20 protein-coding genes, 1 tRNA gene and 1 pseudogene are annotated in these 25,901 nt (G+C 71.6%); 13 read left to right on the forward strand and 9 right to left on the reverse strand.

Annotated features, from left to right (window positions below; all coding sequences use genetic code 11):
• Positions 1–195 precede the first annotated feature (195 nt).
• The 3 genes from MXD60_RS25520 to MXD60_RS25530 form a co-directional block, all read right to left on the reverse strand.
• Positions 196–1,173 carry an NAD-dependent epimerase/dehydratase family protein gene (locus MXD60_RS25520; protein ID WP_248822115.1) on the reverse strand — a complete coding sequence of 326 codons (978 nt, stop codon included), beginning with the start codon at positions 1,171–1,173 and terminating at the stop codon, positions 196–198.
• Positions 1,174–1,175: 2 nt separating this feature from the next.
• The gene (locus MXD60_RS25525; RefSeq protein WP_248822116.1) at positions 1,176–2,306 is read right to left on the reverse strand and encodes a DegT/DnrJ/EryC1/StrS family aminotransferase; all 1,131 of its coding nucleotides are present in this window, start codon (positions 2,304–2,306) and stop codon (positions 1,176–1,178) included.
• Between the two features lie 1,014 nt (positions 2,307–3,320).
• Complete coding sequence (locus MXD60_RS25530; RefSeq protein WP_248822118.1) at positions 3,321–4,169, reverse strand: metallophosphoesterase; 849 nt, start codon at positions 4,167–4,169, stop codon at positions 3,321–3,323.
• Positions 4,170–4,575: 406 nt separating this feature from the next.
• Between MXD60_RS25530 and MXD60_RS25535 the strand changes: the two genes are divergently transcribed.
• From MXD60_RS25535 to MXD60_RS25555, 5 genes are all read left to right on the forward strand, one after another.
• Positions 4,576–5,151: an MSMEG_0572/Sll0783 family nitrogen starvation response protein gene (locus MXD60_RS25535; RefSeq protein ID WP_248822119.1), complete on the forward strand. Its 576-nt coding sequence runs from the start codon at positions 4,576–4,578 to the stop codon at positions 5,149–5,151.
• 295 nt (positions 5,152–5,446) lie between these two features.
• Complete coding sequence (locus MXD60_RS25540) at positions 5,447–6,331, forward strand: alpha/beta fold hydrolase (RefSeq protein ID WP_248822121.1); 885 nt, start codon at positions 5,447–5,449, stop codon at positions 6,329–6,331.
• Positions 6,332–6,422: 91 nt separating this feature from the next.
• Positions 6,423–7,733, forward strand: a complete 1,311-nt coding sequence (locus MXD60_RS25545) for a YihY/virulence factor BrkB family protein (protein ID WP_248822123.1) — start codon at positions 6,423–6,425, stop codon at positions 7,731–7,733.
• 154 nt (positions 7,734–7,887) lie between these two features.
• Positions 7,888–8,331 (forward strand): phage holin family protein, encoded by a 444-nt coding sequence (locus MXD60_RS25550; RefSeq protein WP_248822124.1) that lies wholly within the window; start codon positions 7,888–7,890, stop codon positions 8,329–8,331.
• A gap of 72 nt (positions 8,332–8,403) precedes the next feature.
• Positions 8,404–8,895, forward strand: a complete 492-nt coding sequence (locus MXD60_RS25555; protein ID WP_248822126.1) for a DUF3618 domain-containing protein — start codon at positions 8,404–8,406, stop codon at positions 8,893–8,895.
• 109 nt (positions 8,896–9,004) lie between these two features.
• Here the strand turns inward: MXD60_RS25555 and MXD60_RS25560 are convergent, their stop codons facing one another.
• A complete protein-coding gene (locus MXD60_RS25560) occupies positions 9,005–10,186 on the reverse strand; it encodes a DUF4407 domain-containing protein (RefSeq protein ID WP_248822128.1) in 1,182 nt (393 codons plus the stop codon).
• 362 nt (positions 10,187–10,548) lie between these two features.
• Here MXD60_RS25560 and MXD60_RS25565 point away from each other — a divergent pair, with 362 nt between their 5' ends.
• Positions 10,549–10,992 carry an SRPBCC family protein gene (locus MXD60_RS25565; RefSeq protein ID WP_248822130.1) on the forward strand — a complete coding sequence of 148 codons (444 nt, stop codon included), beginning with the start codon at positions 10,549–10,551 and terminating at the stop codon, positions 10,990–10,992.
• A gap of 22 nt (positions 10,993–11,014) precedes the next feature.
• Here the strand turns inward: MXD60_RS25565 and MXD60_RS29555 are convergent, their stop codons facing one another.
• Positions 11,015–11,809 carry a transglycosylase SLT domain-containing protein gene (locus MXD60_RS29555; RefSeq protein WP_248822132.1) on the reverse strand — a complete coding sequence of 265 codons (795 nt, stop codon included), beginning with the start codon at positions 11,807–11,809 and terminating at the stop codon, positions 11,015–11,017.
• A 42-nt stretch (positions 11,810–11,851) separates the two neighbouring features.
• A complete protein-coding gene (locus tag MXD60_RS25575) occupies positions 11,852–12,853 on the reverse strand; it encodes an anti-sigma factor RsbA family regulatory protein (protein ID WP_248822134.1) in 1,002 nt (333 codons plus the stop codon).
• A 558-nt stretch (positions 12,854–13,411) separates the two neighbouring features.
• Here MXD60_RS25575 and MXD60_RS25580 point away from each other — a divergent pair.
• The 7 genes from MXD60_RS25580 (at position 13,412) to MXD60_RS25610 (ending at position 21,838) form a co-directional block, all read left to right on the forward strand.
• Complete coding sequence (locus MXD60_RS25580) at positions 13,412–16,117, forward strand: Tex family protein (RefSeq protein ID WP_248822136.1); 2,706 nt, start codon at positions 13,412–13,414, stop codon at positions 16,115–16,117.
• A gap of 815 nt (positions 16,118–16,932) precedes the next feature.
• The gene (locus MXD60_RS25585; RefSeq protein ID WP_308222607.1) at positions 16,933–18,999 is read left to right on the forward strand and encodes an ATP-binding protein; all 2,067 of its coding nucleotides are present in this window, start codon (positions 16,933–16,935) and stop codon (positions 18,997–18,999) included.
• 28 nt (positions 19,000–19,027) lie between these two features.
• Positions 19,028–19,447, forward strand: a complete 420-nt coding sequence (locus MXD60_RS25590) for a roadblock/LC7 domain-containing protein (protein ID WP_248822139.1) — start codon at positions 19,028–19,030, stop codon at positions 19,445–19,447.
• On the forward strand, positions 19,444–19,803 hold the full coding sequence (locus tag MXD60_RS25595) for a DUF742 domain-containing protein (RefSeq protein ID WP_248822141.1): 360 nt from the start codon (positions 19,444–19,446) through the stop codon (positions 19,801–19,803). The genes MXD60_RS25590 and MXD60_RS25595 overlap by 4 nt, the downstream gene beginning before the upstream one ends.
• Positions 19,784–20,410 carry a GTP-binding protein gene (locus MXD60_RS25600; protein WP_518468684.1) on the forward strand — a complete coding sequence of 209 codons (627 nt, stop codon included), beginning with the start codon at positions 19,784–19,786 and terminating at the stop codon, positions 20,408–20,410. The genes MXD60_RS25595 and MXD60_RS25600 overlap by 20 nt, the downstream gene beginning before the upstream one ends.
• The gene (locus tag MXD60_RS25605) at positions 20,407–21,648 is read left to right on the forward strand and encodes a cytochrome P450 (protein ID WP_248822143.1); all 1,242 of its coding nucleotides are present in this window, start codon (positions 20,407–20,409) and stop codon (positions 21,646–21,648) included. The genes MXD60_RS25600 and MXD60_RS25605 overlap by 4 nt, the downstream gene beginning before the upstream one ends.
• Before the next feature lie 117 nt (positions 21,649–21,765).
• Positions 21,766–21,838 (forward strand) — tRNA-Lys (locus MXD60_RS25610).
• Between the two features lie 822 nt (positions 21,839–22,660).
• On the opposite strand, the gene MXD60_RS25615 is transcribed toward MXD60_RS25610, so the two are convergent.
• The 3 genes and pseudogenes from MXD60_RS25615 to MXD60_RS25625 all read right to left on the reverse strand — a co-directional run.
• Positions 22,661–23,674, reverse strand: coding sequence for a hypothetical protein (locus MXD60_RS25615; RefSeq protein ID WP_248822145.1), 1,014 nt, complete (start codon positions 23,672–23,674; stop codon positions 22,661–22,663).
• A gap of 82 nt (positions 23,675–23,756) precedes the next feature.
• A complete protein-coding gene (locus MXD60_RS25620; RefSeq protein ID WP_248822147.1) occupies positions 23,757–24,479 on the reverse strand; it encodes an RNA polymerase sigma factor in 723 nt (240 codons plus the stop codon).
• Positions 24,480–24,738: 259 nt separating this feature from the next.
• Positions 24,739–25,262: pseudogene (locus tag MXD60_RS25625) on the reverse strand (IS5 family transposase); the annotation flags it as partial.
• Positions 25,263–25,901: the final 639 nt, after the last annotated feature.

Raw genomic sequence — 25,901 nt, forward strand, 5'->3', positions numbered from 1 at the left:
CGGCCCGCCCCGGGGCCGGCCGCGCGGGCGGGGGCCCCCCCCCCCGGCGGGGGGGGGGGGCGCCGACCATGGGTGACCCACTCACCGGGCGGCCTTGGCCGCCGGATCCGTCAGCCACCACCGGGATGCCGTCCTCGGATGGTCCGCTCACCCTTCACACCGCCGATCTATCCGTGTTTGTTCTGGTGTCGCCGGTTATTCCGACGACGCCGCAGAGACGTCGAGGTCATCGGCGGGCTGGACGGCCTGCGCCGGTGGCCGCCGATTCGCCAGGTACCAGTCGATGTACTGCCGCACCCCGTCGGAGAACGGCGTGGTGGGCCGCCAGCCGAGCACGTCCTGCGCCCGGCGGGCGGACACTTCCCGGCCACGGAAGTCGCCCGGCCGGGCCGGCACGTGCTCGATGGTCGTCCCGGGGAAGTAGCGGCAGACGGCCTGGGCCATCTCCAGCACGCTGACCGCCTCGGCGCCCTCCAGCGCGATGGTCGCGTTCTCCGCTTCCGGACGCAGCGCCTGCACGTGCGCGTCGGCCAGGTCGCGGACGAACACGTAGTTGCGGAACTGCTGGCCGTCCCCGGCAACCGTCAGCGAGTCGCCGTCGAGCGCTTTGCGGACGAAACGGGCCAGAACCAGTTCGTCACGCATGCCCGGACCGTACGGGATGCCGTATCGCAGGATCGTGAAGGGCAGTCCGTATGTCTGCTGGTAGCTGTGCAGAAGGAGTTCCGCGGCCAGTTTGGTGGACGTGTAGACATGCCCGGCGCGAGCCAGGGTGATCTCGGCGTCCTCGGTCAGCGGCGCGGGGTTCGCCTGCTCCCCGACCGCGCCGTAGACCCAGACGGTGCTGGCGAACAGCACCCGGCCGACGCCCGCCTGCCGAGCCGCCTCGCAGACGTTGCCGGTTCCCTCGACGTTGAGGCGCACCGTACGCGCCGGGTCGGCGTAGGCGAAGTCGACGTTCGACATGCCCGCGACGTGGAAGACGGCGTCGGCGCCGCGCAGCGCGGCGGTCAGTCCGGGCAGGTCGAGCACGTCGACCCGCAGGCTGGTGGCGCGCGGGTCGCTCGGGCGCGCGTCGACGTCGAGGGAGACGACCTCGTGGCCGGCGTCGAGAAGCCGGTCGACGACATGGCTGCCGATGAAACCGGATCCTCCGGTAACGGCGATTTTCATGCTCACCTGCCCAGATCCAGGCTCGCCAGCGCGGCGGCGAGGGAGGTCACGACGTGGTCGGCCTCCGCGTCGGTCATGTCGGAGTGGATCGGGAGGCAGACGTGCCGGGCGCAGAGGTCCTCCGCGACCGGCAGCGGGCGACCCGCGTAGCTACTGAAGACGGGCTGCTGGTGCAGCGGCGCCTCGTACACCTCGCCACTGAGGGAGACGCCGTGGCGCTCCTTGAGCTCCTTCTTCAGCCGCGCCCGGTCGACGCCGGGCCGGGGCAGGACGATGTACTTGTAGAAGTTGCTGACGTCGCCGGCGGGCAGCCGCAGGCGGCTGACACCGTCGAGGGCGTCCAGGGCGGCGTCGTAGCGGGCGGCTGCCCGGGCGCGGGTCGCCAGGAACTCGTCGAGATGCCGCAGGTGCACCTTGCCCGTGACCGCGTGCACCTCGCTGAGCCGCCAGGCGTAACCCTCGCGAATATGGGTGTTACCGAGGAAACCGGCCTTGCCCTGGTCGCGGTAGACGAGCGCGGCCTCGTGGATCGCCGGGTCGGCGGTCACGATCATGCCGCCTTCGTTACTCGTGATCACCTTCGTCGGATAGAAGGAGAAGGCTCCCGCCACCCCGAACGAGCCGGCGAGAGTGTCGCCGCGCCGGCTGCCGTGGGCGTGCGCCGCGTCCTCGACAAGGGCGAGACCCCGATCCGCGCAGAACCCCACGAGTTCGTCGATATCCGGCGGAATGAGACCTCCGATGTGAACGAGGACGACCGCTTTGGTGTTCGGCGTCACGGCCGCCTCGACGGCGGCCGCCGACAACGCGAAGGTGTCCGGATTCACATCGGCGAACACCGGCATCCCTCCCGCCCGCAGAACCGCGAAGGCGGTGGCGGCGAACGTGTTGGTGGGAACGACGACGTCCGCGCCCTGAACGTCCAGGCTGCGAAGAATGATCTCCAGCGCCGCCGTTCCGCTGCTCACGGCCACCGCGAACGGGGCAGCATGAGCCGCGGCGAATGCGGCCTCGAATTCCTTGGTGTGCGCGCCCAGGGTCATCGCACCGGTGGAAAGGATCTCGGTCGTGGCCGACGCGATCTCCGCGCGATCCTCCGGTGAGAAGACGATGCGCGCCGCGGGGACATGCACCTGTTCACCCCTGCCTTCCGAGTTAGCCGCGTGAGCGGGCGCCGCTACGGGCACCCGCGACACAACGGCACGCCGATGCGTGGCCCAGCCATCCGCGCTGCGGCTGCAGCCGCGCCCTCCAACTCGTACGTAGGTAACAACCGACTTTGTCCGTACATGCCCAAAACAGGCTATCGATCCCGATCGACAGCACGGCCACGGCCCATGATGGTTACCAACGAAACATCTCACATCTATCCGAAAGTAGCCGACCTTGTCGCCAAAGCGACGCTTCTCGGGACAACCTTTGTCCGCATCGCCCAGGAAGACCGGCGCCGGAACGGACAGTGATCCCGCCGCAGCGCCCCCACCAGGTCCCCCCACACGGCTGGTCCTCCCGAGATCCGCGCGGCGCTGACACGCCGCCACCCGGCACCCGCACCGATCGACCGAGCGGACCGAACTCCCGACCGGACCGAACTCCCGACCGGACACGGTCACGGCCGGGCGGACCTGCATCGTCGCGCGTCCAGCACCGCTCGCGGGAGTTGGTCACCCGCCGGTCACCCGCCGCCGACGGAGCCGGCGGGGGACCGCGCTGGCCGCGGCGAACACCATCCGCGGGGCCGCCCGCACACGACGGTGGCGGACCGCGGACCCGGCGAGGCACGCTGCCACAGGCTGATCACCGCAGAGCGGCGGCGGTCCACCCCGGCCGCACCCGGGCTCGCCGCCCTCGCGACGCAGACGACAGAGCCGCCACGGATGGTAACGATCAGGGCCGGAATTCACCCGAGCGGGGTGAGGGGCGGGCCCGCCAACCGCGGACCGCACCCCCCGGGCACCACGACGGGGTGACGCTCCGCACACGGACAAAATGATGAAGTCCCGACGAAGTCGCATCACCTGGCGTACGGGGGGAACGCAGGTGGGAACTCCATCGGGACTGACTGAAGTTTACGACCCCCATCTGTCGGGCGCGATGGGACCTAGGGCTCTACCGAGGGACCCTAGCCGCCGGTAAGCCCATTGTGCTTACCCGTGTTCTTTTCGCGACGGACGGGCCTGACGGAAGGCAATCTCACCACGTTCCGTGTCGTAGAGAAGCCAGTGGTGTGGCCGGCTGCGGGCCAGGCCCACATTGACCAGCAGCGTGGTGTCACAGCCCGGTTCGGCGGCCGCAAGCCGGTCTCCCGCCGGCGCGGGGGCGGCGCGGTATATCTCGCCAGGTAGCCGAAGCGGCCGGTCAGGCCCGGCGGCCAACCGCCGCACGGACGGCCGCCGTTCCGCCTCCGCCGACTCCGACTCCGCCATCGCCATCGCCATCGACAGCGGCTCCGACGGCGACGAGGCCGCGGGTGGATGCGGCCAGTGGATCTCGAACACTGCGGTCTGGTGGGTGTGACCCACTACCACGACCGGCACCCGGGGGACATCCTCGGGGACAGGCACCAACAGATCGGCCTTATCCACATCCAGGTCCGGCGAGCCCGCCTCATGGTCGAGCGTGCCGCCGACCGCCCAGCGAATCTGATGGCCGTGCAGGCCGAGCAGGCCGTGCAGACGGTCCGACTCGGGAGCGTCGAGAACGGCGGCCAGGTCAGCCGGGACCTGCTCGGGCCGCAACAGCTCACGGATGCGCAGCTCCTGGTTGCCCAGGACGCGACGGAGCCCGGCGAGTCGCGACCACAACAGCGGGTCCGGATCGACGACCGCCGGCAGAGGCCAGTAGCGCGACGGGTCGTGCGCCCTGCGCGACACCTTCGCCTCCAGGTAGTCGCCGAGGATGACCACCTCGTCCACGTCGGCGTCCGCCGCGGCGGCCAGCACCCGCCGCAAGGCCTTCGGCCGCCCGTGCAGGTCGGCCAGTACCGCGTATCGCATGCCACGAGCATCCCCCGCGGCGGGGCCATTTCCGCCGAGTCCGCCCGATCGAGTGTCCGGCCGGTCGTCCGGCGCCCTGAACCGCACCGCGGCGGCACGCGCCGCCGAATTCACCGGAGTTCTTGTCAGCCAAACCAAGAATGCCCGGTGCCGTACCACGCCCGACCCTGGTCCGATTCGGCCATGGCCGGACCAGAAGGCACCGACACACTTATCGATCGCCCCGTTCGGGGCACGTGGGAATCGGCGGGGTGCTTGACTGCATCCCGTGCGGAACGCGCGTGATCGTCGGCCGCACCGGTCAACGGACCCGGCCCCGCGCTCTCGTCGCCGGCGGTCGGCGGGCACGGCCCGGCGCCGGCGCCGGCGAACCGTCCTCACGCCCCGGGCCGATCGAGGAGCACGCATGGCGCCGACGCAGAACGAGCTGCCGCAGCGGCGGCGGGCCCAGCCGGAACCGGCTCAGCACGAGCGCACGCTCGCCGAGAACGAACGGCGCAGCCTCGCGGAGATCCCCCATCCGAGCCTGGCCCCGGGCACCAGCAGCTACGGCTCAACCAAGATCTTTCCCGACTACCACGGCGGTGCCGGCGAGTCCTACCTGACCCTCATCCACGGCATCGCCCACGAGTCGTCGGTCAGTTTTGTCGCGATCCTGCAGGCCACCCGAGCGCTGCGCAAAGGCTTCGAGTCCGTGCTCTATTTCCACGGACCAGGTGCGATGAACACAATGGCGACGCGGGGATTTCCGCACACCGGCGATTCCGCCTTCCCCGGTCAACACAACATCAACAATCAGATCGAGACCTTCATCCGGGAGGGCGGGAAGGTCTATGTCTGCCGATTCGGGCTGTCGCTGCACGGACTGCGGGAGGAGGATGTCATCGCCGGGGTGATTCCCGCGCACCCGCTCGATCTACAGGACTGCGTCATCCATTACAGCCGCAAGGGCGCGATCATCAACTCCTCCTTCATGGTCTGACCAGTCACCGACCGCGCCGACCGGCTGGCCCGATCGGGCGGGCGGAGCCGCCGACCGGATGGCTCGACGAGTCGACGACCACCGCATACCCACGTGCACCCCAAACCCAGGGTGGCGACCGCATCACAACTTGATCCCTGACCTGCCCAGCCGCGCCATCGTCAATCCGACAACCTGCCCGGGAGCAACCGGAGCCCGGGCAGCCGGTGTTGTATTCAGGGTGGGACACGCCGCGGGTCGATCCCGACCAGCGGACGGATCGCCCCGCTCGACCAACCGAACGGCAGAGACTGGGATGGAAGACGAAGCACCGGCCTGGTTCGAGGCCGCCATTGACCGCCGCCCGGAGCGGAACGAGACCGAGGTCGCCGGCGCCGCCATCAGCTATCGCTGCTGGGGCGGCGACGGGCTGCCCGCGATCGTGCTCGTCCACGGCGGCGCCGCGCACGCCGGCTGGTGGGACCACATCGCGCCCATGATCCCGAGCGAGTACCGGGTCGTCGCGCTCGACCTGTCCGGGCACGGCGACAGCGACCGCCGCGACGACTACTCGCTGAGCTCGTGGGCCGCCGAGGTCATCGGAGTCATCGACCACGCCGGGATCACCTCACCGCCGATCATCATCGGCCACAGCATGGGCGGCTGGGTCACGATCACCACTGCGGCCGAGTATCCGGACCGGGTCGCCGGCATCGTCGTGATCGACTCTCCCGTCCAGGAGTTCACCCCCGAGGAGCGCGCCGCCCGCGACCGCACCGCGTTCGGCCCGCTGCGGGTCTACCCGACGGCGACCGACGCCCTCGCCCGGTTCCGCACCGTGCCGGAGCAGCCGAGTTCGCTGCCGTACATCATCGAGCACATCGCCCGCGGCTCGATCGGCTCGGTGCAGGGCGGCTGGACCTGGAAGTTCGACCCGAACGTGTTCGGCAACCGCACGCCGTCGCCCGAGGTGCTGCGCAAGGTGCACTGCCGGGTGGCGCTGTTCCGGGCCGAGCACGGCCTGGTGACGCCGGACATCGGCGCGCAGATGTACAACCTGCTCGGCCGGGTCGCCTCAGTGATCGAGATCCCGCTCGCCGGCCATCACGTGATGCTCGACCGGCCGTTGCTGCTCGTCACCGGAATCCGCACCATCCTCGCCGACTGGGAGCACTCCTCCCCCCAGGAACGCACGGACTGATCCGATCGGCGTACTGATCGCCTCGCCAGCGGGTTGACCAGCGGCTCGCGGGTACACCTGCCGTCATGTCACAACGGCAGGGGAGATCGCCATGAATCCGTCCGCCCTCCTGGGACGCCGCCACGCCATGACGAACGGACCCGCGCCCGGCGACGACGGGACCCCTGACAGTGACGCGCGTGACAGTGACGCACGTGACAGTGACGCGCGTGACACCGGCGCGCATGACCGCGCGCGGCACGAGACCTCCCGGCCCGTCCGGGACGTGGAACCGCCTCGGCGGGGTCCGACGTCGGTGACCGGGGCGGGCTGGCTGGCCGTCGGCAAGCGGGTGAAGTCGCAGGTCGGGATGCTGTCCATCCCACTGCTGGCGAGCGGGGTCGCGTTCTGGGCGGTTCTGTCGATCTTCCCGGCGGTGATCGCCGTGATCACCGTCTACGGCCTCGTCGCGAGCCCCAAGTCGGTGAGCGACCAGATCTCGAAGCTGTCCGGGTCGTTGTCGCCGTCGACCAGCACCGTGCTGCGGGACTGGTTGACGGGCATCACGACGACGAACCCCTCCGGCCTGGGCATCGGCCTGCTGCTGAGCCTGGTCGGCCTGCTGTGGGCGGTCTCGTCCGGTACCCAGAACCTGATCAAGGCGGTGACCATCGCCTTCGAACAGGAGGAGACGCGCGGGCCGCTACGGCTGCGCGCGCTCGCGGTGGCGATGAGCCTCGGCGGCGTGGTCGTCGCGGTGCTGGTCATCGGCGGCATCACCGCCGGCGACGCGCTGCTGTCGCACGTCCCAGGTGGCGGGCTACGGACGCTGCTCATGGTGGTGCAGTGGCTGGTGCTGGCGCTGGTGCTACTCGGCGCGATCACCGCGCTCTACCGCCTCGGGCCCGCGCACACGCCGGCGAACTGGCGCTGGGCCTCGCTCGGCGCGGTCGTCGCGACCGTCGCACTGATCGTCGCCTCCCTCGCCTTCTCGTTCTACGTCCGCTCCTTCTCCCACTACAACAAGACCTACGGCGCGCTCGGCGGCGTGGTCGTCCTCATGCTCTGGCTGTACTACGCGGTGACGGTCGTGCTGGTCGGCGCGCTGCTCGACGCGGAGGCGGCCCGGGAGGCGACCGGCGCGACGCGGGCCGAGACGTATCCGGAGTCCTCACCCGTCGACGTGCGCCAGCCGTGGGACCGCCCGGACGTCGCCGCCCGCGACAGCTCCGCCCGCGACAATGCCGCCCGCGACAGTGCCGCCGAGGCCAACCCGAACACCGACCAGCGGACAACCTCTGGCGCCGGGCAGCCCGGCACCTCCACGACCACCGCCGCAGCCGGCCGGGAGCCCGCCAGAGCAAGTCTGTCGGAGCGCATCAGCTCGACGCTGCGCGCCAAACTCCACAACAGACACGGTTAAGCAGCCCAAACGCGGGAATTCCGCAGACCACACACGTTGTCTCACGGGTGCCGCCACGCGGACGCCCCACCGGAAACCGCGAGGAGTATCCCCTATGGCAAGCACATATCAGACAGATACGCACCGGGATACACCCCGGACTGATCCAGCCGCGGTGGCAAATCCGTATCCGGACGATATCACGGCGTACCGGGACAGTACCGGCACACCGAGCGACGCTCGGCCGGAGTCGGCCGGGCACCTGGTCTCCGAGGTCGTGACGGACATCTCCACGCTGTTCCGGCAGGAGGTGGCGCTCGCGAAGGCGGAGGTCCGCGAGGAGGCCAAGAAGGCGGGCAAGGGTGCCGGCATGTTCGCGGGGGCCGGCGGCGCCGGTCTGTTCGCGCTGCTGTTCGTGCTGCTCGCGATCATGTTCGGGCTGGGCGAGGTGATGGCGCTCGGCTGGGCGGCCCTCATCGTCGGCGTCGCGCTCCTCGTCGTCGCCGCCGTCCTGGGACTGACCGGCCGGTCCACCGTCCGCAAGGTCCACCCGGCGCCGACGCAGACCGTGGAGACGCTGCGCGAGGACGTCCAGTGGGCGCAGAGCCGGCGCAAGTAAGCAGCAAGCGGGCAAGGCAGCAGGAGACACACCAGAACGCAGGAGTATTTCTACCGAAACGGCGGGGTGACAGTGACCAGCACAAGTTCGGATGAGATCCGGTCCGACATCGAGGCGACCCGAGCCCGGCTCGGCAGCGACCTCGACCAGCTCTCCGACCGCGTCAGCCCGCACCGGGTGGCCGGCCGCACGGCGCAGGACCTGCGGCGCCGGGTGAGTTCGACGACCGAGACGGCCCGGCACACCGCGGACCAGGCGAAGGCGACGATGCGCCGTCAGCTCGACGCCCACCCGCAGGTCACCGCCTCCGCCGAGAAGGCCCGCCAGACCGCCGGCAGCGCGGCGGGCTCGGCGACGCAGACAGTCCACCGCCAGCTCGACGCGCACCCGCAGGTCGCGGCGAAGGTGCAGCAGGCTCGCGACACCGCGGGCAGCGCCGTCAGCACCAGCCGGCAGAAGGCCGCGGACAATCCGCGGACGACTGGTCTCGCGGCCGGCGCAGCGGCGCTGGTAGCGCTGCTGGTGGCCGTGTTGTGGCGGCGCCACGGCGCCGACGCCGACTGACCGGCGGGACCGCCCCGAGACGCCAGGGCGCCCGAGCACGCGTGGGACAAACCCCGCGAGCCCGGGCGTCCTGGCGTCCTGGCGTTCGAGGTTCTGACGTCCGGGCCGATCAGCCCGGGGGCGCCGCTCCCTCATCCGCGGGCTGCGCCGGGCCAGGGACCCGGTAGCGGGTCCGCAGGTCGCGGATCCGGGTGTCCCGGTCGATCCGGATCTCCTCGCGACCAACGTCGGCGTCCGCGAGGTCGGCGGCCGTGCGGACCGAGGCGGTGATCTCCTCTCGGCGGCGGACGGACTGCCCGTAGCGCTCCGCGCCATGATCCGCCAGCGTCCGCGCGAGCCGCACCCGGTGCCGGGTCGTCTGACCGATCTGCTGGGCGTCGACCTCCTCGGCACCTCGCGCCCGCCACTGGGCGAGCCGTTCCCGGCGGCCCAGTTCCGTCTGCTCCAGGGTTCGACGGAACGTCAGCGGGCCGAGGTCCACGCCGAGCAGCAGCAACGTCAGCACCAGCCGCCAGAGCAGCACCGACGGGTCCGCGGTCGTCAGCCGCCAGAACGCCTTCTCCCTGATCAGCAGGTCGTCCGCGGCGTCGACGACACCGGCCTGCTGGTCACGGAACCGCGCGCGGCGGGTGTCGCGGGAGTGTTCGAAGTCGTCCAGGCGGCTCTGGGCGGTGTTCCGTTCGCGGGTCGCCGCGGTGACGGCCGCGGTCGCCGCGCCCAGCTCGGCCAGTTTGATGCGATACACCGGTCCTTCCCCGGGCAGGCAGGTGCCGCCCCCGGTGAGCTGGCAGTTCACCTCCGCCGTTTTGCCGGTCACCAGGTTGTGGGCGGTGTCGAGGGCGTGCTGACGAGTGGTCAGGTCGGCGGCGAGCGCCTGCTGCTCGTCCCGCTGGTTGGCGTCCCACCCGCGCAACGCGCGGCCGAGGTCCTCCTGCCGGAGCTGGGTCACCCGCGGCTCGATCGACGGCGCGAAGATCCGCAGCAGCAGCGACTCGCCGACCAGCAGCGCGGCGCAGACGGCGACGAAGATGCGCACCGCCGTGGCCGGGCCGGACCGGCCCGGTCGGACGGTTCCGTCCCGTCGGTAACGATAGGTACGGGACGTCAGCAGCACCGAGCGGTCGAGAAAGAAGATCACTGTCGCGTAGAACAGTCCGAACGGGAGGGCTGCCCACGTCGAGCGGTGCAGGCCCATCCCGGCGACGGTCGCTCCCGCATAGGTGGCGAGTCCGGCGGTCAGCAGCATCAGTGCACCGGCGGTGACGAACCGCGGGCGGTCCTGCGGGCCCACCGCGCGGCGGTCCGCGCCGACGCAGAAGACGAGCAGATCGCCGACGGACCGTGAAGGTCCCGGTCGCGCGCGAGAAATCGGCGTACCCCCGTTCCAGCCCGGATGGGCCGCGACGGCTCTCGGGTCACCGCCGTCGCCCCACGCAATGTAACTCTCCGTAATCGAGTTGCGCATCTCCGGCGGGCGCGGTGCGCCGCCCGACGCCGGCATGCCAGTCTGGCCACGGCGCCCGGCGCTGTCGGGGCCGACGAGGCGGGCAGTTTCGCCGCCGCTGGGCGTATCGATGATGGCGGCCGTCAGGCCCAGCGCCGTCCACGGCGCGGGGCCGGTCGGTGTGGCGAGGCGAGGAAGGGAGACGGCGGATGGGCCAGATCAAGGTCGTGGTGCGCAAGGACGTGGCCGGCGCGCCTGAGCAGGTACTCGCGCGCCTCGGCGACTACCAGGGCGAGCGGTCGCGGTCGTGGCCGGACAACGTCTCCGAATACCAGGTCCTCGCCGGCGGCACCGGTGCGGGCAGCCGCATCGCCTACCGGTTGCAGGCCACCCGCCGACGGGTGCGCCAGATCGAGGCAACCGTCTCCGCGCCGGAGCCGGACACCCTCGTCGAGGCGGACCAGAACTCGTCGCTGCGGACGAGCTGGCAGGTCACCGCCGGCGCCGGGCCGGCACTCAGCACGGTGACCGCCACCACCACCTGGGCTGGGGCGAGCGGAATAGGCGGTTTCTTCGAGCGTACCTTCGCGCCGATCGGGATCCGCCGGCTGAACGGCACCGTGATCGACCGGATCGCGACCGGCCAGGAGTGAACCCCGGCGACTGAACCGGGACTCACCAGACGCGGGCCAGGACGTTGCTCACGTAGCCACGCATCCGGTCGAGCTTGGGTTTGTCCGCCTCGTTCGCGTCGGACAGTTCGCCCTGCGCCCACTGGGCGGCCCAGGTTGGCACATTGTGCGCGGCGATGACATAGAACCAGTTATGGCCCCACCGGTCCGAATCGAATCTCTCCCGCATCATGCGCGCGGTGGAGTCAAGGGCCCAGAAGGGGTCGAGCGCACGGGAGGTCGTCACCTCGGGCAGTGTGGTGTTCCACTGGCAGAGCCCGAAATCCGAGTTCGTCCAGTAACCCACGGCGCCCGGATCCCAGTTGCTCTCGATGGTGGTGATGCCGCGCAACAGACCGCGGGGGACCGTGTACTTCAACGCGTACCGGTCCGCGATCGGCATGAACAGCGCGTACGCGGTCTCCTTGTTCACGAATCCAGCCGGGTTGTGCTCGCTGGCCGGTAGATACATATCCCGATTGATCGTCGGCTGGAGTTCCGCCTGGAACGCGACGAGGGCCGCGCGGGTCTGGGCGGTGAAGGCGCCGCCGGTCGGCACGGGGGTGCCGGGGCCGCCGTGCCAGTTCAGGGCCCGGCTGATCGCCGTGACGGCGGAACGCACGGCGAGGATGTCACCATCGGCGCTGCCGGCGGGCGGATACTCGCCCGCGCCGACGCCGTAGCAGCGCCCCGGCCCCGCGGCGGCGCCGGAGCCGTCGGCGGCCGGCGCCACCGTGCCGCCTCGGCCGTCCGCGGGCCACGAGCCCCGCCCGACCCGGACGCGCTCCGGTGTGCTCACCGGCGCCCCCTCCCCCGTTGGTCGCCCCCGATCGCCGCGCGATCAGCCTCGCACGAACATCCGCACGGTGGTGCCCGTTTGGGCGGAGCGGAGCTGGACCAGGTCACAGAGCTGGTTGACCAGCCAAAGTCCCCGCCCGCCGCCGAGCTCGAGCTCGGGGCGACGCCGACCGACGAGCCGGTCGACCACCAGGCCCGCGTCGCTCACCTCGCAGATCAGGCCGCCGTCGGACCAGAATCTGGCGACACCCTGACCGCCACCGTGCCGCACGCTGTTGGTGGCGACCTCGTGCACGGCCAGTTCGACGTCGCCGACCCGGTCGGAGTTGAGCCCCTCGGCGCGCGCCGCGGCCGCCGCGGCCGCACGGATCAGGCCCAGGTCGCGCGGGCCGAAGGCGAGTTCGGCCCGCGGGGGGCCGAGATCCGGCAGCGGCGCGGCGAACGGATCCACTCCGGGCTCCCCGGGAGGCGCCACTCCGTGCCCCGAGGCTCGGAACGGGGAGCTGGACCGGGCCAGACCGCCGTCGACGACCACCGGATGCGTCTGCCACACCCCGTCCGCCACCCGTGGCTCGAACACGCCCGCCTCGTAGAGGCAGCGCAGCCGCCAGCTGGGCGGCCCGGCGAACGCCTCGTTCAGCAGCGCCTCGTGCAGCGCGCACTCGCCCAGCTCGGGCGCTGCCCGACCGGGCCACACGGGCTCGCCGATACCGCGTACGGAGCGACCGCGTTCGACACCCCATTCAACGAATTCCTGCCAGACCGGGATGATGCACGCCGGATTTTTTCCGACCTCGGCCATATCGTAGAAAGCGACGCGTTTCACGGCCCGACCGAGGGCGCTGCGCAGCAGCGATGTTCCTGGCTCCGGGACCACGACGAGCACATCCTCGTCCGCCGCGAGCCCGGCAAGGACGAAATCCCGAGTGGCGCCGAGGAATCCAACATCACCGAAGTAGACGAATGCCTCGTGCCGAATACCTTCGGCGCCGGCGGTCCCGAGTGCGGCGCCGGCGACATCGCCCAGAGTGCGCTCCGGCCTCACCGCGCCGCCCGCTGCCGCAATCGCGGCGGACGCGGCCAGGGCGTGGCCTCACCGCGCCCGAGCCGATCACCGGCAGAATAGGAGGAATGAGGCCGTCCTGCCACCGTGGCTCCGCACCCCATGCACACGCGCACATCATAGGTCATGTCGCACCAATGGGATATGGCCAGCACGGCAATCGAACGGCGCAGATCACACCGGATCACGCCGGATCACGCCGTGGCACACCGACTGACCTCGGCCGATGACGGACGCCGTCCGGCCGGCGGAGCCGGCCAACGCCGGGTCCACGAGCCACCCGAGGTGGCCGGTGACCCACCGCGGACCGGCCGGCCGCCCGGAAAGCTGTCGGTGATCACCCGTAGTCTCGCAGTCGGCACGGTTCCGGCCGCGCGTCTGCCGGCCGGTCCGACCATGAACATCCGGACGGGAACATCCGGACGGGAACATCCGGACGGCGAACACCCGGACGGCGAACACCCGGGCCATGGACCTCCGGACCGGGAAGATCCGACAGTGCATGGCAACAGACGAGGACGAGAGGGCGGACAAAGGATTGTGACGACGACATCTGTCCCGCAGCAGTCCATCCAGCGGCGGATCGCCGAGGAGCTCGGCGTGCGCCCGGGGCAGGTGGCGGCGGCGGTCGACCTGCTCGACGGAGGCGCCACCGTGCCCTTCATCGCCCGCTACCGCAAGGAGGCCACGGGCACCCTCGACGACACCCAGCTGCGCAACCTCGAGGAGCGGCTGCGCTACCTGCGAGAGCTGGAGGACCGGCGCAGCGCCGTGCTGGAGTCCATCCGCGCCCAGGGCAAGCTGGGCGACGCCCTGGAGGAGCAGATCCTCGCGGCCGACTCCAAGGCCCGCCTGGAGGACATCTACCTGCCGTACAAGCCCAAGCGGCGAACGAAGGCGCAGATCGCCCGTGAGGCCGGCCTGGAGCCGCTGGCGGACGCCCTGTTGGGCGACCCCGCCCTCGACCCGCACGGCACCGCGAGCGGCTACGTCGACGCCGAGAAGGGGGTCACGGACGCCGGCGCCGCCCTGGAGGGGGCGCGGGCGATCCTGGTCGAGCGGTTCACCGAGAACGCCGACCTGATCGGGGCGCTGCGCGAGCAGATGTGGTCCCGCGGAGTGCTCGTCTCCCGGGTGCGGGAGGGTCGCGAGGAGGCCGGCGCGAAGTTCGCCGACTACTTCGCCTTCTCCGAGCCGTTCACCTCGCTGCCCTCGCACCGCATCCTCGCCGCCTTCCGTGGCGAGAAGGAGGAGATCCTCGACCTCGCCCTGGAGCCGGACACCCCCGCGGAACCGGGCACCCCGCCCGTCGCCGGCCCCACCGACTACGAGGTGCGGATCGCGGCGGCGTTCGGCATCGCCGACCAGGGCCGCCCGGCGGACCGCTGGCTCGCCGAGGCCGTCCGCTGGGGCTGGCGCACCCGCGTCCAGGTGCACCTCGGGGTCGACCTGCGGATGCGGCTGTGGACCTCCGCGGAGGAGACCGCGGTCAAGGTCTTCGCGGCGAACCTGCGCGACCTGCTGCTCGCGGCACCCGCCGGCAGCCGGGCGACGATGGGCCTCGACCCCGGCTACCGCACCGGTGTGAAGGTCGCCGTGGTCGACGCGACCGGCAAGGTCGTCGCCACCGACACCATCCATCCGCACGTGCCCGCCCGGCGGTGGGACGAGTCGATCGCCACCCTCGCCCGGCTGGCCGCCGAGCACCGCGTCGACCTGGTCTCGATCGGCAACGGCACCGCCTCCCGGGAGACCGACAAGCTCGCCGAGGACCTCATCCGCCGGCATCCGGAGCTGTCCCTGACGAGGGTCACCGTGTCGGAGGCCGGGGCGTCGGTGTACTCCGCGTCGGCGTACGCGGCGAGCGAGCTGCCGGGGATGGACGTGTCGCTGCGCGGCGCCGTGTCGATCGCGCGTCGGCTGCAGGACCCGCTCGCCGAGCTCGTCAAGATCGAGCCACGCTCGATCGGGGTCGGCCAGTACCAGCACGACCTGGCCGAGACGCGGCTGTCCTCGTCCCTGGACGCCGTGGTGGAGGACTGCGTGAACGCCGTCGGCGTGGACGTCAACACCGCGTCCGCCCCGCTGCTGACCCGGGTGTCCGGGATCGGCGCCGGGCTCGCCGAGAACCTGGTCCGCCATCGGGACACCCACGGCCCGTTCCGCACCCGCGAGGCGCTGCGGGAGGTTCCCCGGCTGGGGCCGAAGGCGTTCGAGCAGTGCGCGGGGTTCCTGCGCATCAGCGGCGGCGACGATCCACTCGACGCCTCCAGCGTGCACCCCGAGTCCTACCCGGTGGTGCGCCGGATGCTCGCGGCCACCGGCAGCGAGCTGACCGAGCTGATCGGCAACGGGAAGGTGCTGCGGTCGCTGAAGCCGACCGACTTCGTCGACGACACGGTCGGCCTGCCGACCGTCACCGACATCCTCGCCGAGCTGGAGAAGCCCGGCCGCGCCCCGCGGCCGGCGTTCCGCACGGCGGCGTTCTCCGAGGGCATCGAGACCCTGGCGGACCTCGTCCCCGGCATGACGCTGGAGGGCTCGGTGACGAACGTCGCCGCCTTCGGCGCGTTCGTGGACGTCGGCGTCCACCAGGACGGACTGGTGCACGTCTCGGCGATGTCGAAGAACTTCGTCAACGACCCGCGGGAGGTCGTCAAGCCCGGCGACATCGTGACCGTGAAGGTGCTCGACGTCGACATCCCCCGCAAGCGGATCTCGCTGACCCTGCGCCTCGACGACGAGATCGGCGGTGCGCCCGCCGGCGGCGGGCGTCGCGGCGGTGACGCGGAACGGCGCGGACCGGGTGCGGACGGCGGCGGGCCGGCTCGCCGCGGGGAGGCCACCGGTGGCCGGAGCGACAGCGGGGCCAGGAGCCGCGGGCGCGACGCAGCCGGTAGCGGCAGCGGCAGCGGCAGCGGCAGCGGCAGCGGTGGTGGTGGTGGTGGCGGCGGCGGCGGCCGTGATGGTGGCGGTCGCGGAGATGGCGCAGGCCGGGGCGGTGGACGAGGTGGTCCGGGCGGCGGTCGGGGTTCCGGTGCTGGTGTCGGTGGCGGTCGGGGTGCTGGCGCCGGCGGCGGCCGGGGAGGTGGCGCTGGCGGTGGCCGGGGAGGTGGCGGTGGCGGTGGCGGCCGGGGTGGCCGCAGCGGCGCAGCCGACGGTGCCATCGCCGAGGCGCTGCGCCGGGCCGGGATCGTCACCGGTGACCAGATCACTCTCGATGGTGGCAGCGGGCGCCGGGGCTGAGCCCGCAGCGTCCGTGCTCGGCGCCGGACGGGTGCCGATCCGCTGACAGCGGTGCGCGGACAGGGGCGGGCCTCATCTCCCACCCCTGTCCGCGCCGCCGCCCCAGGCGACGTCATCGAGAAGGCGTCACAGTCACACAGGGCGACCAGTTCGCCGGGCGGTGCGTGGGAGAAGGGCCGTGTGGGTCCTTCCGGTTGATTTCGCGTCCGAATTGTCGCCCAAAGGGACCCACAAGCGGGCGAGATCGGCGCGAGGCGCTGCGCTGCGTAGCCGCCGGCGGGCGTGGCCGCGGCGAACAGCTGGTGTGCGCCGGCTCTGCGGGTAGCGCGGGCCAGCTCCGCGGGCACCCCCTCGGGGAAGGTGTTGTCCGCTGCTCCGCCGAACCGCCGCAGGGCGGGATCATTCGATCGCCGACGATGCGAACCGGGGGCCACCAGGTGACCGGAGGACGCCCTGAGAAGCCCTGCGAATCCAGGCGGCATGCCGGAAATGCACCATTCTTCGGAGCCGGATCAGCAGGTCACCGCTGTTCCGGTGACAGCCGAATGACAGTGTCCAGAACGGCCGGCTCAGCACGCCAGCGAGGGACCATCGGGACCCAAGAAAAAACAATCAGCACACATCAAGGTCAATGAATACTCTAGATGTATGCCCGTACCCGCAAGCCCGCTTCACGCTGCTGAACAGCCGGCAATCCACGCCTAGTGTGGACGGCACTGTCGTTGGCCTCGGCTGGCCGTCGATCTGACCGGGTGCTCGACCGGCAGACGGGCGACGCAGGTAGGACCGGGGGGGTTCGCAACCATGACGTGCACGTGTCCGACCCGGCGTCTGGCATCGGGTTCTCTGACGCCGAGCACCTTGACGCCGGACCCGTTGACGCCGAACCCCCTGGCGCCGAACCCCCCGGCGCCAAACCCTTTGGCGCCGAGTCCTTCAACGCCGCGCCCGCTGACGCCGATCCGCTGACGGGGACCTTTCTCATGCCGTCACATGCCTCCGTCTCCCGCCGCGGGGGCCGACGCGCCGTCGACCGGGCGCCCGGCCTTCTCCTGATCGCCTCGCTGGCCGTCGCCGGCCTGGGCGGCTGGGCGAACGCGCGGATCGACACCGCCGATCGGCCCCGGCTCATCGCCACCGCCGCGGTGGCCTTCGCGGTCCTGCTGATGGCGGTCGGGCTCGCGTCGGCCCGCGGCCGCGCGGCCCGGCGGTTACGCGGTCAGGTCGCCGAGCTGGAGAGCCGGCTGACCAGCCTGAGCGGTCGCATGGTCGCGCAGAACCTGCGGATCGCCGAACTCGCCGAGACCAGGCTGCCGACCATGGTGTCCTCCCTGCGCCAGGGCACATCGCCCGACACAGCGCTGGCCGAGGTCGGTGGCTGCGACGTCCGCCCCACCGCCGCGTCGATGGCCGGCGAGGTCGAGGGCGAGGTCGACGAAACGGAACGCCGTGCCCTGGAGGGCTACCAGCAGATCATGCGTGTGCTCGCCACGGAGATCGGTCGCGGCGAGCGGATGCGGGCGGCGGCGATGGCCGCGTGCGCCAACGCGGCCGGTCGGGTCCAGGCGCTGGCCACGAGCATGCTCGCGGACCTGCGGGAGATGGAGGAGCGCCACGACGAGGAGGTCCTCGGCGACCTCCTGCGGCTCGACCACAACACCGCGCAGGCCGGCCGGCTGGCCGACAGCATCGCGGTGCTCACCGGCGCCCGCAGCGGGCGACGGTGGACCAGGCCGATCGTGATGGAGAGCATCCTGCGCGGCTCGGTCGGCCGGATCAGCGCCTACCAGCGGGTCCGGCTGCACTCGACCAGCACGACGGCGATCGCCGGCCATGCCGCGGAAGGCGTCATGCACGCCCTCGCCGAGCTGATGGACAACGCGACCCGTTTCTCGCCTCCCTCCGAGGAGGTGCACGTGTACGTCGAGGAGGTCCAGGCCGGCATCGTCGTCACGATCGAGGACGGTGGCCTGGTCATGGGGCCGGCGGCGCTGCGCCGAGCCGAGCTGGCGGTCTCCGCGGAACCGTTGGATCTCACCACGCTGTCGGGCACCAGGCTGGGCCTGGCCGTCGTGGGCGTGCTGGCCCGCAAGCACGGGCTGACGGTGTCGTTCCGGCCGTCCTCGCGGGGCGGTACCGGCGTGGTCGTGATGATCCCGCGCCGGCTGATCGCCCTGCCCCGCCCGGCCCGGGCGCCGTCGGGATCCCTCGCGGTCGGGGCGGCCACCGCGGCGAACGGGGCAACCAGCGCGGCCGCCTCGATGGAAGGCATTACGACGGGTCAACCAGCCGCCGCACCGACGGCAGCCGACAACGCGGCGACGGGCGGGACGGCGACGGGCGGGACGGCGGAGCACACCGGTCCGGACCTGGCAGCCCTTCCGCGTCGACCAGGCACCGGGGGTGAGCCAGCCGGGACGGGAGCCCACCCGAGCGGAAGGGAGCTACCGAAACGGCGCCGAGGAGAGACGATGGCGGCCGCGGCCACCCGCCGCACGGCCCCGGCAGCCCAGCGGCCCGCAGCGGCGTCGCCTGCCGAGGCAGGCGCCCGGTTCAGCGCGTTCCACCGGGCGACGCGGGGCGAACGCCCGGTGGGCGACCCGGGCGCGGTCCAGGCCCCGGAAGCGAGAGGCACCCCGGCGCCACCGGCGAAGACGACGTCCGCAGCGGGTGCGCGTACGCCTCCCGCGGGCGCGACGGCCTCCACCCCGCACCCGACGGCCTCCACCCCGGGCAACCCTGGTCCGAACGGCCAGGCGCTGCCACCGTCCCGGCCGGTCGTCGGCTCGACACCGAAGACCTGGTTCCTGCCCAGACGCGAGCCCGAGACGTCCGGCCTCACCACCGACGGCCACTCAGCGTGGGCCAACGGCAACTCCTGACAGCACCTACGCACCACCGGAGGCGGCCATGAACCCCAGAACCCGCGACCTCGACTGGATGCTGGAGAACCTGCTGGAGCGCACACCGGGCGCCCACCACGCCCTGGTGCTGTCGAAGGACGGCCTCAAGCTGTGTCACAGCCGCGCGCTCGGCGCGGATCAGGCGGACCAGCTCGCCGCCATCGCCTCCGGCATCCAGAGCCTCGCGCATGGTGCGTCCATGGAGTTCGGCGACGGAACCGGCGGGGTCAGGCAGTCCATGACCGAGTTCCACGGGGGGCTGCTGTTCATCGTCGAGGCCGGCGCGGGAGCGCACCTCGCGGTCGTGGCGATGGAGGACGCCGACCCCGGCGTGATCGGGCACAACATGTACGAGCTGGTCGAGCAGATCGGCGAGCACCTTGCCGCGGCGCCGCGCGTGATCCGGCGCGGGTTCGTCGACGCATGATCCGGGAGTCCATCGACCGGGAGAGCCCGGACCGGCTCTACACCGTCACCGCCGGGCGCTCCCGGTCCGAGCGGCTCCCCTTCGACCTCGTGACCCTGATCGTGAGCGAGAGCGAACCGAACGCGGGGATGCAGTCGGAGCTCGCCGCGATCCTGCGGATCTGCCGCACCCCGACCGCCGTCGTCGAACTCGCCGCCGAGCTGCGGCTGCCGGTGAGCGTGGTGATGATCCTGCTCGGCGACCTGCACGGCACCGGCCGGGTGTCGGCGCGGGCGCCCTCCCGCGCCGCCGGCCCGGCTCACCTTCCCCATCCGGAAATTCTCAGGCAGGTGCTTGGTGGACTTAGGAAACTCTGACCCGGCGCGCGCCGCCCTCGCCCGCGTGGACGCCCCGCTGGCGAACACGGTCACCGACGCACACAAAATCGTGATCGTCGGCGGCTTCGGCGTCGGCAAGACGACGCTGGTCCGCGCGGTCAGCGAGATCCGTCCGCTGAGCACCGAGGAGACGATGACCGACGCGGGTGTCGGCATCGACGACACCGGGATCGTCCGGGACAAGACCACGACCACGGTGGCGTTCGACTTCGGCCGGATCACCCTCGACGAGCGGACGGTCCTCTACCTGTTCGGCGCGCCCGGCCAGGAACGGTTCTGGTTCCTGTGGGACCGGCTGTTCAGCGGGACGCTGGGCGCGATCGTCCTCGTCGACGCCCGACGGGTGGCGGACTCGTGGTACGCGATCGACCGGCTGGAACACCACGGCATGCCGTTCATCGTGGCGCGTAACAACTTCGGCGAACCGGAACACACGCTGGGGGAACTGCGCGGCGCGTTGTCGCTGGCCGACGAGATCCCGCTGGTCGAATGCGACGCCCGGGTCCGCGCGTCCAGCAAGTCCGTGCTGATCGCGCTGGTAGATCATCTCTATGCCCTGTCCACCGCCCGGGAGCACTCGTCGTGACCCATCCGCACGTCCATCCCGGCTTCACCGCGAACCCCGGCGGCCCCGCCGCGACCCGGCTCTACGGCCCGCGTTTCCGGCGCGACCCCGGGCAGGTCTACCGGGAGATGCGCCGCGTCCACGGGCCGGTCGCGCCGGTCCTGCTCGACGGCGACGTGCCGGCGTGGCTCGTCCTCGGCTACCGCGAGCTGCACTACGTGACGAACACCCCGGAGCTGTTCGGTCGCGACGCCCGCCGCTGGCACCTCGCCGACCGGGTCGCGCCGGACTGGCCGCTGCGCACGCTCACCACCTGGACGCCGGCCGCGATGCAGACGGAGGGCGCCGAGTTCGAGCGCCGCTCGGCGATCGTCGACGACGTGCTCGCCGGCGTCGACCCGTTCGAGCTGCGGTCAACCTGCGAGCGCGTGTGCGACGAGCTGATCGACGCCTTCGCCGGTCGCGGCGAGGCCGACCTCATCGCCGAGTACGCCCGGGCGCTGCCGATCCTGGTCCTCGGCCGGCTGAGCGGCGTGGCCGAGAACGCGTTACCCGACCTGCTGCGCATGATCACCGACACCGCCGACTGCACCGGCCCGGAGGCGCTCGACTCGCAGCAGCGGCTGGTCGTCTTCTTCCGCGACCTGATCGCCGAGCGGAAGGTGGACCCGGCCGCCGACCTCGGCTCGGCCATCCTCGCCCATCCGTCCCGGCCGACCGACGACGAGGCGCACTGGGACCTGCTGATGCTCGTCGGTTTCGGCCAGCAGCCGACGACCGACTGGATCGGCAACACGCTGCGGCTGATGCTCACCGACAACCGGTTCGCCATCACGCTTTCCGGCGGTCGGCGCAGCGTCAGCCAGGCACTCACCGAGGTGCTGTGGGAGGACACCCCGCAGCAGATCTTCGCCGGCCGCTACGCGACCCGCCCCACCCTGCTCGCCGGCCAGCACATCCAGACCGGCGACCTGCTCCTGCTCGGCCTCGCCGCGGCGAACACCGACCCGCAGGTACGCCCCGACTCCTTCGAGATCCCCAGCGGCAACCACGCGCACATGTCGTTCGGCCACGGAGATCACCGCTGCCCGTACCCCGCGCAGGAGATCGCCGAGACGATCGCCCGTGCCGCCGTCGAGGTCCTGCTCGACCGCCTGCCCGACGCCACCCTGGCGATCTCTCCCGACGCGCTGGTCTGGCGCCCGTCCGTCTGGGCCCGTGGTCTGTCCGCACTGCCCGTGCACTTCGCCCCGTCCTGAGCCGGCCGGCACGTTCTGAGCAACCAGGCCCTGTCGGGAGCCCGACCAGATCACGCCGCCCGGCTCGCTCCCAGGGACACGTCCAAGACCATCGGGCCCAGGTACGATCGCTGCGCGGGGCCGTTAGCTCAACTGGCAGAGCAGCCGGCTTTTAACCGGCGGGTTCAGGGTTCGAGTCCCTGACGGCCCACCCCAAAACAGCGTCATGGCCTGCATGGTTGGCAATCCGTACTAACTTGGATCATGATCGTTGATCGTTGTGGCCGGGGTGTGGCCGCGCTTGCCGCACCACCCGCCGCGGGACGGCGTCCGCAGCGGTCCGGGGGACCTCCTGCCCGGCCGAACGCAGCAGGTGTGCGTGGAGGCGTCCGGTGATCGCAGGGGACGCGTGGCCGAGCCGCTTGGACACGAGGGTGATGTCGACACGCCCCCGGCAGTCTGGATACTCGCACTCCCATGCCGAAGATCATGCAGGCGTTTGCGGGACAGCAGCTTCTCGCCGAGTTCGGTGCCGATGTCGAGATCGATCGGCAGCGCCTCGGCCAGGTGCAGCACCGCACAAGAGCCGCGACGCCGGGTGCAGCCGATCACAGTGATCTGCCCGCACGGTTCCCGGTTCCGATAGAGCGTCCACACCTCGAGGAACCCGGCAACGGGTGCACTGCCTGCACCGGTGCGGCCCGTGCAGGCAGGTCGGGGTAGGTAGCAGGGTATGTCCATTCGGGTGGGCGCAGGGGTTCGAGGGCGGCGTTGTTCTTCGCCGGCCTGGACCTCGTCGGAGCGGGTGTGGGGCCTGCCCTCGTTGGCGTCCCGACCGCGACGTGTCTGACGGTTACGCGGCCTCGTCCCGGCGGCACAGCCGGGGCACCCGGGCTTGCCTTGGCGGGAGGCTCGCCGCCGGGGTCATGGTCACAGCGGCGGCCCGGCGACGGCGCCCGGGTGCCTGGCAGGGGCCTATCTGTCGCGCTGTGGGCTCCTGACCGCCCGCGGTTCGACGGCTCGGCCCTGAGGGTCAGTGGCGTGGTGTCGGTGCCACGCTGGCCCCAAGACCGACGCCGTTCGGTCCGGCGCTGGCGCCGACACCTGCACCCGGCACGGTGACGCCAAGACCCACGCCGCCCGAACCCGCCTGCGCGCCCGGCGCGGTGGCCGGCGCGGTGGCCGGCGCGGTGGCCGGCGCGGTGGCCGGCGCGGTGGCCGGCGCGGTGCCCGGCGCGGTGGCCCCGAGACCGAGACCGAGGCCGCCCGGTCCGGCGCTGGCCCGGGCGGCGGTACCCGGGGCGGTGGCGCTCACACCTGTGCCGCCCGGCCCCGCCTGGGCGCCCACCCCGGTGCCCGCTCCGACGCGGGCGCCGATCCCGACGCCCCCCGGACCCGCGGTCGCGCTCACGGCCGCGTTCGGCCCGACGGCGGCCCCGGCCCCGACACCGCCCGGGCCAACACGGGTATCGGCCTGCGCGCCCGGTGCGACCGTGGCGCCGATCTGAGCCTGAAGTGCCCGCAGGCAGAAGGGGCCTACCTGGTCGCGACCGCCGGCGGCGGTGATCAGGGTGGTCATGCCCGGGGAGTCGAGAGCGGGGCTGGCGCCGCTCGCCGCGGCCGCCGTGTAGGTGTGGCACAGCGCGAGCAGCGACGCCGAGACGGTGGCGGAGGGGGTAGCCGTCGCCGACACGGGGTGGCCGCCTGTGCCGGTGAACGGCAGGGCTCCGGTGCTGGCGGCCACGGCGGCGCCGCCGAGGACGGTGGCTCCGACCGCCGCAGCGGCGACCTTCATGGTCAGGGCGTGCGCGAGCATCAACTTCACCATCGATTTTCTCCGCGGCTGGGGGACGTGAACGAGACGCGCCTCCCGGAAGGCGGCCACCGCCGCCTCCTCGCCGTCGAGCTCCCCGTCGCGGGCCACAGCGGACGCGGCGGCGAGCAGATCGGCAAGGGGATCCGGACCGATCCCGGCGTTGACCGGGTCGCCGCGCAGCAGCCGCCGCGCGTCGATCCGACCGTCCGGACGAGGTCGGTGTGTGCTCATCTCACGTCCTTCAGCGTCGAAGTCCTCGCCGGTGTTACACCCGGCCGAAACCCGTGGTCATCGCCGCCCGCCGATATCCCGATCATGTTCGTCTTCCCCTGGCCGACCGGCCCTGCTGATCCCCCTGCTGATCCCCCTGCTCGTCGAGGTGCCCGTCGAGGTGCTCGACCGCGGCGAGCTGCTCGGCGAGCCTGCGCAATCCACGGTGCGCCGCGGTACGCACCGCACCGGCCCGCTTACCCAGGACCTGTCCCGCGGTCTTCGCGTCCAATCCCAGCACCACCCGCAGCAGCACCGCCTCGGCCTGGTCCAACGGCAGGCCCGCGATCAGCCGCAGGGCCCGCTCGGTGGACATCGCCTCCAACGCCTCGTCCGCGGTGTCGTCCGGCCCGGCCAGCGGCACCGTCACCAGCTCGACCGGGATGTCCTCCCGCTGGCGGCGGCCCCGCCTGCGTAGATGGTCGAGCGCCCGGTGCCGCGCGATCGTGGCCGCCCAGCCGCGGAACCCGTCGGCGTCCCCGCGGAACGTCGACAGATCACGAGCGATCTGCAGCCATGCCTCGGAGGCGACGTCCTCGGCGTCGTCGCCCACCAGCACCCGCAGGTATCGCAACAGGCCTGGCTGCACCGCCCGGTAGAGCACCCGGAACGACGCCTCGTCACCCCGCTGCGCGCCGCTGACCGCCGAGCACAGATCCAACTCCGCGGCGGAAGGCGGGTCGCTGTCGGGGCCATCGCGAAACGGGATGCTGGCGCCGCCGATGGCACGCCTGATCGGTGCCGGCGGCGCCGGTGTCGCAGGCACGCCGGCAGCGGTGGACACCGACTCCACGGCGGCCTGTGACTGCCATGGAATCCCGCTGGTTGCAGCCCCACCACCTACGCTTGTCTGCGCGCTCTCGCTTACCGCACAGATGATGGGCCCCCTGTGAACAGCCATCACAGAAGGGTGTTATCGACAGCGCAATGACATCCAGCCGACACTTTCAGTTTCCATCGTGACGAGGACCTGCAAAGACGCCAGCACGACGAGGGCCTGACGGCCCGCAGGCAGACGTCGCCGTTCATACACCATCGCCCCAGAGGCCAACTGGGCTCTGGCCGGCGCCTGGGTGTCCTAGCCATTCGTTGATCGCGGCGATGGTGACTGTTGCTTCGTAGCGACCGCTAGCTTGTCGTAGCGGGTCGCGACCGCCCGGTGACGTTTGAGCCGGTTGATGCCGCACTCCACGGCGTGGCGCTGCCTGTACGCCTCCGGGTCGAAGTGGGGTGGCCGCCCGCCATGGCTGCCGAGCTTCTTCCGGTTCGCGGCCTGGTCGGTCTTCTCCGGGATGGTGGCGCGGATCCCGCGCCGGCGCAGGTAGGCCCGGTTCCCCTTCGAGCTGTACGCCTTGTCCGCCAGTACCCGATCCGGACACGTCCTGGGCCGGCCCCGTCCCGGCCGAGGGACCCGGATCAGGCCCAGCACCGCGGTGAACTGCGGGCTGTCCCCGCGCTGCCCGGCGGTGACCAGCAACGCCAGCGGCTTCTGCCCCTGCTCGCAGGCCAGATGCAGCTTGGTGGTCAACCCACCCCGGGACCGCCCGATCCCATGATCCGCCGGTTCGGTGTCAACACCACCCGGGGACTCCCGCTGGAGATCCCCTTTTTCGACGCCCCCGCCGCATGCTGATGCGCCCGCGCCACCGTCGAGTCCACCGACACCTCCCAGGTGATCAGCCCCGCGGCATCCGCCCGGGCCTGCAACCCGGTTTGCCGCGGCCGGTCGGCCGGTGGTGTGGGCGTAGCTCGTCGGGGGTTGGCGGACCGCTACCAGGCCCGCCACCGACAGATGGCTCAGCCCGGCGTGCGCCCTCGGGCCCTGCTTCCGTGACCTGATCGACCTGATCCGGATGAACACCTGGCGGGTGCATGTCGCCAGCGAGCTTCGTTTTGCGTGGTAGCCGATTTTCACTGCATGGCAGGTACCCAATCACATTCTAACGATCTATTTCCCACCATCAGCCGCTACTGGCGGATCCAGGTCAGCCGATTTCGATCAGCCCATACCCAGCCACACCGGATTTGATCAACCAGGCCCCCACCGTTCAAAGTCTGTAGTCGCCGGGTAGCCCGGGGGAATTTCACCCCCGGGCTCCCACAGAACGGAGCGTGACGATCTCTCGTCACTCCGCCCTTCTCACCTGATCCGTCAGAACTTAGGCATCCACGCCCAGTGAGCGAACAG

It is taken from the genome of Frankia sp. AgB32, assembly GCF_023243045.1.
In the GTDB taxonomy this organism is placed as follows: Bacteria; Actinomycetota; Actinomycetes; order Frankiales; family Frankiaceae; genus Frankia.